Annotated in this window: 12 protein-coding genes; 2 read left to right on the top strand and 10 right to left on the bottom strand. The window is 50.7% G+C overall.

Features of this window, described 5'->3' with window-relative positions; genetic code table 11:
• Positions 1–122: 122 nt before the first annotated feature.
• From F4V43_RS05180 to F4V43_RS05150, 7 genes are all read right to left on the bottom strand, one after another.
• Positions 123–485 (bottom strand): hypothetical protein, encoded by a 363-nt coding sequence (locus tag F4V43_RS05180; RefSeq protein ID WP_150457185.1) that lies wholly within the window; start codon positions 483–485, stop codon positions 123–125.
• A 433-nt stretch (positions 486–918) separates the two neighbouring features.
• The gene (locus F4V43_RS05175) at positions 919–1,209 is read right to left on the bottom strand and encodes a hypothetical protein (protein WP_150457184.1); all 291 of its coding nucleotides are present in this window, start codon (positions 1,207–1,209) and stop codon (positions 919–921) included.
• Between the two features lie 18 nt (positions 1,210–1,227).
• Positions 1,228–1,710 carry a hypothetical protein gene (locus tag F4V43_RS05170; protein WP_150457183.1) on the bottom strand — a complete coding sequence of 161 codons (483 nt, stop codon included), beginning with the start codon at positions 1,708–1,710 and terminating at the stop codon, positions 1,228–1,230.
• Positions 1,711–1,877: 167 nt separating this feature from the next.
• A complete protein-coding gene (locus F4V43_RS05165) occupies positions 1,878–3,266 on the bottom strand; it encodes a hypothetical protein (protein ID WP_150457182.1) in 1,389 nt (462 codons plus the stop codon).
• A gap of 257 nt (positions 3,267–3,523) precedes the next feature.
• Entirely contained in the window at positions 3,524–3,685 is a 162-nt protein-coding gene (locus F4V43_RS05160; RefSeq protein ID WP_150457181.1) for a DUF255 domain-containing protein, read from the bottom strand.
• Between the two features lie 94 nt (positions 3,686–3,779).
• On the bottom strand, positions 3,780–3,992 hold the full coding sequence (locus tag F4V43_RS20080; RefSeq protein ID WP_191089483.1) for a DUF3139 domain-containing protein: 213 nt from the start codon (positions 3,990–3,992) through the stop codon (positions 3,780–3,782).
• Positions 3,993–4,080: 88 nt separating this feature from the next.
• On the bottom strand, positions 4,081–5,226 hold the full coding sequence (locus F4V43_RS05150) for a PTS transporter subunit EIIC (RefSeq protein ID WP_150457180.1): 1,146 nt from the start codon (positions 5,224–5,226) through the stop codon (positions 4,081–4,083).
• A 210-nt stretch (positions 5,227–5,436) separates the two neighbouring features.
• Between F4V43_RS05150 and F4V43_RS05145 the strand changes: the two genes are divergently transcribed.
• Positions 5,437–6,420 carry an aldo/keto reductase gene (locus tag F4V43_RS05145; protein ID WP_150457179.1) on the top strand — a complete coding sequence of 328 codons (984 nt, stop codon included), beginning with the start codon at positions 5,437–5,439 and terminating at the stop codon, positions 6,418–6,420.
• Between the two features lie 108 nt (positions 6,421–6,528).
• On the opposite strand, the gene F4V43_RS05140 is transcribed toward F4V43_RS05145, so the two are convergent.
• Both F4V43_RS05140 and F4V43_RS05135 read right to left on the bottom strand, forming a co-directional pair.
• On the bottom strand, positions 6,529–8,097 hold the full coding sequence (locus F4V43_RS05140) for a DNA-binding protein (protein WP_150457178.1): 1,569 nt from the start codon (positions 8,095–8,097) through the stop codon (positions 6,529–6,531).
• Positions 8,098–8,480: 383 nt separating this feature from the next.
• Positions 8,481–9,203 carry an MOSC domain-containing protein gene (locus F4V43_RS05135; RefSeq protein WP_150457177.1) on the bottom strand — a complete coding sequence of 241 codons (723 nt, stop codon included), beginning with the start codon at positions 9,201–9,203 and terminating at the stop codon, positions 8,481–8,483.
• 228 nt (positions 9,204–9,431) lie between these two features.
• On the opposite strand from F4V43_RS05135, the gene F4V43_RS05130 reads away from it, so the two are divergent.
• On the top strand, positions 9,432–10,655 hold the full coding sequence (locus tag F4V43_RS05130; RefSeq protein ID WP_150457446.1) for an alkaline phosphatase: 1,224 nt from the start codon (positions 9,432–9,434) through the stop codon (positions 10,653–10,655).
• A 147-nt stretch (positions 10,656–10,802) separates the two neighbouring features.
• Here F4V43_RS05130 and F4V43_RS05125 read toward each other — a convergent pair whose 3' ends face one another.
• A complete protein-coding gene (locus F4V43_RS05125) occupies positions 10,803–12,098 on the bottom strand; it encodes an ammonium transporter (protein WP_150457176.1) in 1,296 nt (431 codons plus the stop codon).
• Between the last annotated feature and the right edge of the window lie 54 nt (positions 12,099–12,152).

Raw genomic sequence — 12,152 nt, 5'->3', positions numbered from 1 at the left:
TCCTCTAAGCTTGTTCCTAGCTCGCACCTTATATTCACATAATATCTCATATCAACCAATCTAACTTGAGTTATTGAATTGTTACTGGTTCTATAAGTTTAAAGAAGGCTTCATCTGGAATTTTACCCTTCATAGTTCAAAAACGTATTAAGATTAAAATCAAAAGAAACACAGTAATCATCTTCTTGTTTAATGGTGGTTGCAAATGTATACAAATCATTATTTAATTTTGTTAGAGATATAACAGGAACTTGTAAAAAATGAAGTCCTTTAAAAGATTCAAATCCTAATCTTTTTAAATGCAAGCCAAAGTCTTTATCTAATTTATTATACTTATCACAATTACTTAACAGTTGATCAGGAGATAAAAGTCGCTTTAAATCTGCCCAATAAAATGGCAAATGTTCCATTTTAAAATGTATTAGAGGTTTATATTCACTAACATGATATAAAACAAATTCGGTCCCTTTGCTTCCAGTATCCAACTTGGTCGACTGTCAATTTCCATTATATAGTCGGGAAATAATATTAATTTTTTTTTGCTTCCAATCGAAACAAATGGATGAGTTAAACTGCGACTTCTAATTATCTTATTACTTCCATACGAATTATATCCAAGTGACTTAATAATAGGAAAAATAATTTCTTTACGAACTGAATCTTTTCCAAATTCAGCATCATTGAGTACTTCATAGTTAAAGTATTTAGTGGCTTGAAGACTTCTTCCTTATCCATAATTTTTCCACCTTTAATTCATTTTATTTGAAGCATCAGTTTTAATATGCACAATAATTTCCGATAACGTTCCCGTATTCACGACCAGGCGCATACCCGCAGCGTGAATATTATGTTAAATGATGTTGCTAGCTTCTACTAATCTCCCAAAACGCTTTGTTTATATTTTATTAAGCTTATCACTTAATCGATTCCTCTCACATTAATTATGTTTTCCCAAGAAATTGTATACGAAGATTTCATGTATGCGTATTCTTCTTTATTGTTATTGTAAAAGAAGTCATTCCATAATCTATATAATGCTTTTTCAACAAGCCATTTTTTATGCTTTATATTTTCATAAAATGTGAACCATTCGAAATTCTCGAATTTTTCTTCATATTCTAAAACAAAAGCTTTAGTATCTCTCGTCCAATATTTCTCAAGATTTTTTTTACTTGCTTCTGAAACATTCAATAAAAATTCCGGCCTCATATGAACAATCCCGCCATATTATTTATCACCTTCCATTGAAAAAAAAGATGATATTTGACTATCATAAAAGAGCTTATGAGCGACACTGTTTATTTTTTCTTCTAGTGAATCTCTATCGATAAAATTCTCTCTTTTGTAACTTACATCAAAAACTTCTGTACCTAGTTTCATAGTTTTCGAAACTATATCAAATTCAATTCCATGTTCTGCAAGAAATTTTTTCAATGGTGTCGGCAAACTTAAAACCAGTTTCAAATCCATTAGGCCATAGGTTTTAATAGATTCAAGCTCATCCGAAGAAGTTGTGACATGAGATGCAATATAGGTTAAGTTATGTATTTCTATCTCGTTTAAATCGATCTTATGCTCTCGGCAGAAGTCATCAACATCGATTCCATCACTATTCAACAATATATATTCCGTTAAGATACGGTTATTAACTTCTAACCAATCAATCAAAAATTTCTTTGCATCATCAACAGTCCTTAAATCAAACCTCATATTGATTCACCTACTCCTTATAAGTAATTTCAAAAATCATTTTTCATTCAGCAATTTCAGCTAACGTTCCTGTATTCACGACTCAACATATGCTGAAAGTCCGGCGAATGTCGGACCCAAGAGGTATGCCCCCAGCGTAAATATTTTGTTAGATGACGTAATTATATTTACTGCTTTAAATAACTTAGATACCAAACAGGTGGAACATTCATTTTTTCTAAATAGCTATAAATATCTCTTTTATTAGACCAAGCATACCATCTATTTTGAACTATCAAATCTATGTTCTTTATAGCTCTATTTTGAATTTCCTCATCCTTCGAGTCACTTAAGACCACAGATATATCAAATAAATCATTGGCAGTAGACTCATTCAATGTACAATTTATAAAAAAACTTTTTAGAGCAATCTCAATTTGATCTATTTTGAACTTTTTGGGGTTACTTACATAGTGTTTGAAAATTGACCTCCATGTGATATGATACTGATTTGGTTCATTAATACTTTCAGAATTCAATTCTGGAAATTCTGTAACATCTTTTAAGAATTTTTCTAGCAATTTATCAGGCGGCATTAAATCCTCGTCTACTTCTTCCCATTCTTTTTTCCAACATTCAATCTCTAAATAACAGGCAATCAATCTTGCCGTAAGAAAATTCAAGGAATCTAATATCTCGGATGAATCATTAGACATGAAAAAAAATGGCGGTAAAGGCCAAGATAATTTGTCTTGGTACGTAAATCTACCATGAGCAATAGCATTTCTTGTTTTTATGACAGAGTCTATAAAATATTCAACAAAGGGATTCAGCATATTAAATTTGTTTAGAACAAATTTAATTTTATGTGATAATGCCAAGTCTCTACCAATCAAAAGTTCAGTAAAGACTTTCTTCACTGAATTGACCTGTGACTGAAGTTGATTTTCATTGAAGAAGAAATTTTGTTTATAAAATTCTTCAACATACTTCTCTATATTTTTTTCTAGATCAATTCGTAAGCCTTTCGAATAGATTTCGCAAATTAATTCTATTATATGAAAATAATTGAGAATCGCTTCATCATGATAGAGGTTTGCATCAACGCTTTCATTTACTAAATAATTGGCTTTCCTCCAACGATCTAATAAAGAAACGATAACCTCTTCATCAGATTCTAATTTCTCTAGTACAGACTTTAATTGCTGCGTGTAATCTTCATCTTCAATAATTAATTTTAAAGCTTTCTCTTCAATTGAAGTATTTGGTCTTAATGTGTCTTTCCCTGTTGTTTTATGGTAAACCGTTAATGGAATCCCTACAAAAAAAGAAACAACTCCAAGTACAGTAAGTATATTTGCTCTGTTGTATCTATTACTTTCATTTATTCCTTCGTGATCTTCAATACGAGTAATGCAATTTAATTTAAATTCTCTTGCTTGAGAAACACCATTAGCTTTACCAACCTTTGTAAGGTCATCAGTACTAAAAAAAGTTATATTTTTATATTTGAAGAAGACTTCAATATTGGTGAATTCATAAGCATAAGTATTCTGACTAAAAATTATTTTCCCCATATCAATCCCCCTTTATGTCATCTAACGTATTATTGACAAAGTTCGTCAATCTACAGAATACAAATAAATAAACGAACTATCGAGACTCAAATTGCCTATAGACTATGCTCTTATTATACAATGAAATGGAAAAATATTACGACCACTGATCCTATACTTACAAACAAAAAACTCCCGCCAAAACATCTGCAGAACCTTCATAAAAAAATTGATTCACACGAACATCTCACCAGTGACAAGTACTTGTGAATCAACAACTAGCTATACCCAACAGATAAGAAGACAGGCTTGTTGTCGCGCTTAGCGACTTCAAAAGCTTCTTCAGACCAAGGGAACCAATTCACCGGGTTATGGGCATGTTGCAGCAGATATGGTGACTTTTCCTTGGCTAATCTATTGGGTACTTTGTGAGTTGTCATGGGGCATCACCTCTTTTCAAGTAGTTGGGGTAAAGCGTTGCTTAGGGTTAGTTTACCCAAATTGGCTGGGGAGGGCGCAGGAAGTTGAAATGAACTAATAAACTTCTATTTGTGTCCAATCTCCGATTCCCCGGTCTGTAAATAAATAGGTTGTATCAGGATCGTCCGCAAATTTCACATAAACAGGATACTGCGGCATTTTACTATACGTTGCTTCAATACTTACAATATCTGAATCACTATATCCTTGTTCTTTAACTAAATATCTTTTCAGGTCACTCTCTAGGGAATGAAATTTAAACTGCAAATAGGCGTAAATTCCCCCACCGCACAGTAAAAAAACGGCTGAATAAGGACCACTCCCTATTCAGCCGCTTCACGCCAGCTAACTCTATTTAGACCTTCCGGCTTTCTTCCGTTATCGCGGGCGCGGAAGCCGTCTCCGGCAGCGGTCCCAGCTTTAGCATCAGGGTCGCTGCCAGTGCGATCACGAATCCGACCAGACAGGCGAAGGCAAAACCGCCGAACCCGTCGCCCAGATAGGCCGGAAGCGTTGCGAGTCCCGGAAAAGCAAACGAGATCGCCTCCGAGCCGAATCCGCCGACCATGCCGCCCCCGATGGCGCCGGCGCAGCAGACGACAATCATCGGCTTGCGCAGAGGCAGGTTCACCCCGAACATCGCTGGCTCGGTAACGCCGAACAGGGCCGAGATGGAAGCCGACAACGACAAGGTCTTGAATTTCGGGTCCTTGCACTTCAGGAAGACAGCCAGCGCCGCTCCCCCTTGGGCGAAGACGGCCGGTCCCATCAAGGCCAGAATCGTGTCCGAACCATAGAGGTTAATGTTATTGATCGCCAGCGGAACAAGACTCCATTGAAGCCCGAAGATGACCATCGGCTGAATGATTCCTCCGAGCGCAATCCCCGCTCCGACTGGACTGAGCTCATAGACATACCTGTACCCGTCGGCCAGCACATCCCCGGCAGCCATGCCCATCGGACCGAAGAACAGCAGGGTCGCCGAAGCCACCACGAGAATGGAAATGAGCGGCGTAAAGAAGCTGCGGATCACTTCCGGCAGGATACGGTTGCAGAACCGTTCGACGTAGACCAGCAGTCCGACCGCCATAATAATCGGAATCGCGCTGGCCGGATAGTTGGCCGGCTGGATGTTCATGCCAAGAAACGGAACGGTCTTGTCATTTCCCAGCAGTGCCGTCAGGCTCGGGTGCAGAAGCACCCCGCCGATGACAACCGCCGTATACGGGTTGGCGCCGAACTTCCGCGCAGAGGTGTAAGCCAGCAGCAGCGGAAGATAGTAGAACAGGCTGTCCGCCATCGCGTTCAGCACAATGTAGGTTCCGTCTGTTTTGGAGAGGATCTCCATCGCCGCCGCTCCGGCCACCAGCCCCTTCATAATGCCCGCCGCGCTCAGAATGTTGACAATCGGGAGGAAAATACCCGATATTCCGTCGATTAGAATCTGAATCAGGTTTCGTCCGGATGTGCGCTGCGGTGCAGCTTGCTGATTGATAACCATAACCCCCTGTTAGCTTCCCGTCAGCAGCAGGGCTGCTCCGGCTTCGCTTTTGTCGTCTACTATAGCATAAGCGGCAGGGAAGGAGAACCGGGTGCCGCTGCCCCTGTCCCCTGCCGTCGCCGCCATTTTCTTCTCTTATGATAGCGCGTTCATGCCGAGTTTGCTACAATACTCTCGAATGGACATTTGACTAACTTAGGAGGATGGCAGATGAATCAACGTCCGCTTGGAAGAACCGGTCTTACCGTCAGTGAAGTCAGCTTCGGCACTTGGGCAATCGGAGGGTCCTGGGGACAGACCGACGACGCCGAATCGCTTCGAGCTCTCGCCAAAGCGATGGAGGAAGGCGTCAATTTCTTCGATACCGCCGACGTCTACGGCGACGGCAAGAGCGAGCGTCTGCTCGCCCGCGCCACCAAAGGCAAGGAAGACCGGATTCACATTGCCACCAAATTCTGCCGCCAAGGCGATATTTCCGATCCGCAGACCTACTCCGAGCAGCGGGTCCGCCAGTGGTGCGAAGACAGTCTGAAGCGTCTGGAGCGCGAGACGCTCGACCTGTACCAGATTCATTGTCCGCCGCTGGAGATTCTGAAGCGCGGCGAAGTGTTCGAGGTGCTGGACAAGCTTCAGCGCGAAGGCAAGATTCGAGCCTACGGCGTCAGCGTCGAGACCGTGGAAGAAGGGCTCTTCTGTCTGGAACAGCCCGGCGTTCAGGCGCTGCAGATCATCTTCAACCTGTTCCGGCAAAAACCGATCGCCGAGCTTCTTCCCCGCGCCGCTGCGCAGGGAGTCGGTCTGCTCGTCCGGCTGCCGCTCGCAAGCGGACTCTTGACCGGCAAATTCACCTCGGATACCCGCTTCGAGCAGCAGGATCACCGCAGCTTCAACCGCAACGGCGAAGCGTTCAACGTCGGCGAGACCTTCGCCGGCCTTCCGTTCGAGAAAGGGGTCGAACTGGCGTCGAAGCTGTCCTGGATTGCGGAAGGACGCGGGAATATGACGCGCGCTTCGCTCCGCTGGCTGCTGGACTTCCCCGAGATTACCTGCGTCATTCCGGGATTCCGGAATGTCCGCCAGGTGGAGGACAACCTCGGCGTACGGGAAGCCGGGCCGTTCAGCGCGGAGGAGCACGCCCGGCTCCGCGACTTCTACAAAGAGCAGGTGCAGGAGCATATCCGCGGCGCCTACTGACAGATTGAATCCGGCCAGACCGTAGGCGTAAGCCGGACCGGCTCCGATCAACGCAAGAGGCGATTCCCTGCAAGCGAGGGAATCGCCTCTTGCCGTTTTATTTTCCCGTCATTCTACCGGCACATTGCCGATGGTCACCGCTTCGGTGTATTTCGCCGTACTGTTCAGCCTGAGCCGCATGCTCGCCGCTCCGGTTATATTCGAATTGATCGAGAGCGTAAGGACCTTGGTCGCCACCCCGCTTGCATCGGCCGTCAGGGAGAAGGCCGAACTGTAGCCGTAGGCGGAAGGCCAGGAGCCGTCGCTGTTCTTCACTTTCGCAACCTGGGTGCCCGAGCCGTTGTAGACGCCCAGACTGTAACCCGAAGTGGTGGAACCCGGAGTCAGTCCGCTGACGACGACCTCCACCTGGAATTCGTAGTGATTCGGGAGCGTTGCCTGATGATTGAAGGCGTAGCCCGAAGACGGAATGCTTCCGCTTGATCCGGCGCCGTACGATCCGCTCTTGAAGGTTGCCGGATCATACCACTTGTAGCCTGCCGCCGGCGCTGCCCAAGGCTCGGCCACCGGCTCTGTCGAACTTGCCGGCGCTTCCCAGCTGTAGAGAGCGGTTGGTGAATCCAGCGTCAGTCCCGGCACGGCCGTCAGGGAAGTATAGCTCTCTTTGGTCGAGAGCCAGTTGACCATATTGACCAGCAGCTTGGCGTCATTCTGCTCCTGGTATCCGTCGTAGGTCGTCTTGACGCCGCCGTTCTCTTCCTTCTTATACTTGGGCGTTGCATCCTCGACCGGAGAAGAATCGCCGATGAACCCGGCCTTGCCTGCCCCGACCTTCGATACGGCAACGAACGGGCCTTCGGCCGTCCCACCGCCGTTATAGACGCCTTGGTCAACCGCGCTCGACCACGAGGCTGCCGTCGTCGGCACATAGACGATGCCTTTGGCTCTGGAAGGATCGGTGATCGCCAGCGTGGAGCCGGCATGCATGGCCACCGCCGAGACGCCGCTCGTAATGTTGAAGGCCTGGGCCGGCGCGACAACCTGATTGGCCGTGATATCGCCCAGCGCGTTGTAGCGGAACCGCACGCCGAAATTGGCCGACAGCCAATCCGAGCTGGCAACGCCCGACATAGCGGAAGATGCGGCTTCTTCGGAAGTCATGCCGAGCGCCGGATTGGACCAGGCCCCCCGCCGGTAGCCGTTGAATACTTCGGAGGCATCCCACCGGTTCTTGTTCCGGTCAGCATTGTAATGGTCGCTGATGAAGAAGAGGCTTCCCCCGCTCTGCACATAGCTCAGGAGCGCAGACTGCTCGGACGTTTTGTAAGGAATGTTCGCCTCCGGCAGGACGAAGACATCATAGCCGGACAGGTCCGATAACGTAATCGGCGCGCTTTTGCGCAGCTCTTTGACATAGTAGCCCGCAGACGCCAGCCCGTTGGCAAAATCCGAGAATCCGCCGTCGATGACCCAGTCTGCCGCGCCGGCCGTCTGGCCGTGCGTGTTGTCGAACAGCACCTTCTTGCCGTTCGCCGTAGCCGGAGTCAGGCTGGGCGCCGGATCGGACGGCCCTTCCGCAAAGGTTGGGGCAGACGGAAGCGCCAGCGTCGCCGCCAATACAGCGGCGGCCGTCAGCGACGTCCAGAAAGACCGCCACCGGGGAAAGCTGTGAACCATGAACATTCCTCCACTCTTAACAGGGATTGGCCCGCCTTGGCAGGTCGTTACCAGAATAGCACGAAACAAGGAGGAGTCCGTTAGAAGTTTACTATTTTTACAATTTTGATCGAACTTTGTGGGAGACGCACAAAAATTTGATCTCCGGTTAACCTTCCCTTAATTCGAACACGCCGCAGCATGAAACATCCTGTATCTACCCGGTATAACCGAAGCCCGGAATCGTCAAGCTCTTGTTCTCCTCGCCCTCGCTCATCCGAATCCCAATCCGCCGACTCCGAAGGGGTTCCGCGGAACCCGGCTGTGTTGCCGAGCCGTTCCAGAATATCCTCCCCCTCCAGCCCTCCGGCGAGCTTCGCCTGCTCCGCCACCTTCGTTCTCCATTAATAGAATCTTACTTCATCGCCGACCCGGATCATACCCGGCTTAACCACCGAAGCGTACAGACCGAAGCACAGATCCAGTTCCTCCTTGACGGTCCGCAGCAGAGAGGCATCCCGGGTCCGGGTATCCGGATCGATTGTAATCAGCGAGCAGCGTTCGCACAGACTGTCGATTCGCAGTTCAGCGTCACCGGCGGATACCCGCTTCCCGACCCACTGCCCGTCGTCCGGAGCCTCGTCGTCAACATTCAGAATCAGATTGGGACGGAATCTTCGGGGGTCCAGCCGCTGTCCCCACCGCTCCTCCAGTCTTCGCAGACTGGTATCGGTCAGCAGCAAAAGACTCGCGCCGTCCACCGACAGCAGACCGTCCTGCTCGGGATGCGGCGCGCTCAGCCCAGACAGCGTCACCGCAGCCCGGCTCTTGCGCTGAATCTCTTCCAGCAGCCGGGGTCCCCATTCCAGAACGCGGCCGTCCGGCGTCTGAATCCATACTTCTCCGTCGGCGTAGCGGGCCTCATAGGCCAGCATATCAGGTAGGGCCCTTGCTGTTATAAAGCGCTGCCAACCTTCTCTGGATTCATCGTAAAACGCGCAGATGCGGTCCCCTTCCAGTCCCGTCTCTTCCACCATGCACGCCTCCAGCGCCTCTCCGCCGAAAGATTTCACCGGATACCGGCGAATTTCACGGACCGTTCCAAGCCGTGTCTTCGTCAATTCCATACGCGGTCCCCCCGATTTTAACTTCTGGTTGCTCCACCCTCTCGGAATTCACTATACCGAAATTCCCCCCGGATATGAAGCATCCGGCTCCCAACATTTACATTGTCCGAACACGGAGCAGGTCCTGCGCTGACTTTTCTGCTTTACGATAGTCCAGTAAACCAATACCGGGAGGGAATTCAGTTGAAGCTTCGTAACCGATCAGTTTGGACCAGAACAGCCGCCGTCATGGCCGCAGCAGCCTTACTTGCAGGGGGAACCACCGCCGGTCATGCGCCGAAGCAGGCGGACGCCGCCTCCGCCAAAGCCCGGAACGTCATTCTGTTCGTCGGAGACGGAATGGGCACGGCACAGCGGAACGCCATCCGGCTCGCTACCGTCGGCGAGAACGGCAAGCTTGCCATGGACGCCATGCCTTATGCCGGGCTGATTCATACCAGCTCGACTTCGCCGGTGACGGACTCGGCCGCCTCGGCGACGGCATACGCCAGCGGCGTCAAGACGTATAACGGAGCGATTGGCGTCAACGCGGACAAGCAGACCGTCCGGACCATTATGGAAATCGCAAAAGCGGCCGGCAAATCCACCGGCATCGTCACCACCAGCCAGGTGACGGATGCGACGGGAGCGGCTTTTGGCGCCCATGTGGAAGACCGGTCCAAACAGAGCGACATCGCCCTCCAGCTGCTGACCCAGAGCAAGCCCGACGTCATGCTCGGCGGGGGCGAGGATTTCTGGTATCCGGCCGGCAATCCCGGCAAATTCCCGGATGAACCGGCGGAAGACCCCAAAGAGAAGAGCAAGGGAACCCAGGGCAATCTCGTGGAGAAGGCCAAGCAGCTCGGCTATACGTACGTATCGACTCCGGACGGCCTGAAGCAGGCCAAGGGCAAGAAGCTGCTGGGACTGTTCGCCAACGAAGAAATGTTCCAGCAGAACGAGGAAGGCAAGGGCGATCTCTACAACCCGGTCGTTCCGCTGCCTGTGATGACGCAAAAGGCGATTGACACGCTCTCCTCCAATTCCAAAGGCTTCTTCCTGATGGTCGAGGAAGAAGGCACGGACGAATTCGCCCACAAGAACAACGCCCGCCTGACGATCAAGTCCGGCCAGGAGCTGGACAAGGCTGTCCAGGTCGCCAAGAATTTTGCCAAGAAGCACCCGGAGACGCTGGTGCTCGTACTGGCCGACCATGAGACCGGCGGGTTCTCGATCGAGCCTGTGGACGATGAGGACGAGTCCGGCGACGGCATCTCTATGGAAGACGGGCCGTTCGCCATCGCCGGGTCCAAGCAGAACTTCGTGGTGGACTGGACAACATCCGGCCATACAGCTGTAGATATTCCGGTCACGGCTATGGGACCGGGAGCGCAGCTGTTCACCGGCGTCTTCGAGAACACGGAGGTGTTCAGCAAGCTGCTCCAGGCCCAGAATCTCGGGGCGTCCAAATAAACCACAACCAGAACAAGCCATTCGCTCGCGGGCAGTTCCCCGTGAGCGGATGGCTTGTTCATTGGTTAGCCGGGTTCACCGGACCCCGGCGATAGGGCTGCACTTCCGACAAGCCAAGGCTTGCCTTCGTTCATCCTTTTGCTCCGCCTAGTCGGCGACCCGGAGAGCGGCGCCCGCCTTGGCGAAGTCCAGCAGATCGCCGCCCGGCTGGTCGCTGAAGCGCTCCAGCTCATTGTAGGCCGGGATGCCGTGCATCGCCATATCGAGCCCTTCCTCTTCTTCCGCATCGGTAGCCCGCAGACCGACGGTGCGGTCCAGCAGCTTGGCGAACAGGAAGCTCATGCTCAGGCCCCAGACGACCACCGCAGCGATCCCCAGCGCCTGAATGCCGAGAAGATGGGTATGGCCGGTCGTCAGCAGTCCGTCTTGGGCATCGAACAGCCCGACTGCCAGTGTGCCGAATATCCCGTTGACACCATGAACCGCTACCGCGCCCACCGGATCATCCACCTTGAGCTTGTCGATGGCGAGCGTTCCCCAGATCACCAGAAGACCGGCAATAAGACCGATGCCAATCGAGGAGTACGGGCTGACATAGGCGCAACCCGCCGTGATGGCCACCAGTCCGGCAAGCGCGCCGTTCATGGTCATGCTGGGATCGGATTTGCCGAAGCGGAACATCGTATAGAGCATCGAGGCCGCGCCGCCGGAAGCGGCGGCAAGCAGCGTATTGAGCGCGATGACCGGAAGCTGCGCATCCGCCGCGTTCAGCGTGCTGCCCGCATTGAAGCCGAACCAGCCGAAGCACAGAATGAACGTGCCTGCCGAAGCCAGCGGAATATTGCTCGGAGCAAAGACGTTGACGCTTCCGTCCGAATTGAAGCGGCCTCTCCGGGGACCCAGCACCTTGGCGAAGGCAAAGGCGGCCCAGCCGCCCAGGGCATGAATCGCCGCCGATCCCGCAAAATCCTTCATTCCGAGCCGGGCGAGCCAGCCCTCTCCGTTCCAGATCCAGTGGCCGGAGACCGGGTACAGGATAGCCGCAACGAACAATGCAATCAGAATATAAGCTTTATAGGACATCCGCTCGGCTACCGCACCCGAGATAATGGAGATCGCGGCGATCGCAAAGCCGATCTGGAACAGCACATAGGCGGACAGCGGCAGGTTCAGGGACAGATGCAGCGACTGCGAGGCTCCCCAGAAGTCGAAGCTGAACACTCCGCCTGCGTCCGGTCCGAACAGAATGCCGAAGCCGACCAGAAAGAAGGCCAGCACCCCCACCGTAAGATCCACGAATATTTTCATTGTTACATTCACAGCGTTCTTGGTCCGCACCAGACCCGCTTCCAGCAGGCTGAAGCCGCCTTCCATGAACAGCACCATCGCGGCTGCCAGCACGACCCAGACCGTATTCAACGCCACACCGGTATCGACAATCATTAGATGTCAACCTCCCTGACATGAACTGACTTTTCTAATAGTAAAAGCAGGGCT

The sequence above is a fragment of the Paenibacillus spiritus genome (assembly GCF_008710135.1).
GTDB lineage: Bacteria > Bacillota > Bacilli > Paenibacillales > Paenibacillaceae > Paenibacillus_AQ > Paenibacillus_AQ glufosinatiresistens.
This window is presented reverse-complemented; position numbering and strand designations above follow the sequence as displayed.

Coding starts and splice junctions, on each gene's coding strand:
- F4V43_RS05175 (WP_150457184.1), bottom strand. CDS start 1,209: ATGAGGCCGGAATTTTTATTGAATGTTTCAGAAGCAAGTAAAAAAAAT.
- F4V43_RS05170 (WP_150457183.1), bottom strand. CDS start 1,710: ATGAGGTTTGATTTAAGGACTGTTGATGATGCAAAGAAATTTTTGATT.
- F4V43_RS05165 (WP_150457182.1), bottom strand. CDS start 3,266: ATGGGGAAAATAATTTTTAGTCAGAATACTTATGCTTATGAATTCACC.
- F4V43_RS05160 (WP_150457181.1), bottom strand. CDS start 3,685: ATGACAACTCACAAAGTACCCAATAGATTAGCCAAGGAAAAGTCACCA.
- F4V43_RS05150 (WP_150457180.1), bottom strand. CDS start 5,226: ATGGTTATCAATCAGCAAGCTGCACCGCAGCGCACATCCGGACGAAAC.
- F4V43_RS05145 (WP_150457179.1), top strand. CDS start 5,437: ATGAATCAACGTCCGCTTGGAAGAACCGGTCTTACCGTCAGTGAAGTC.
- F4V43_RS05140 (WP_150457178.1), bottom strand. CDS start 8,097: ATGGTTCACAGCTTTCCCCGGTGGCGGTCTTTCTGGACGTCGCTGACG.
- F4V43_RS05135 (WP_150457177.1), bottom strand. CDS start 9,203: ATGGAATTGACGAAGACACGGCTTGGAACGGTCCGTGAAATTCGCCGG.
- F4V43_RS05130 (WP_150457446.1), top strand. CDS start 9,432: ATGGCCGCAGCAGCCTTACTTGCAGGGGGAACCACCGCCGGTCATGCG.
- F4V43_RS05125 (WP_150457176.1), bottom strand. CDS start 12,098: ATGATTGTCGATACCGGTGTGGCGTTGAATACGGTCTGGGTCGTGCTG.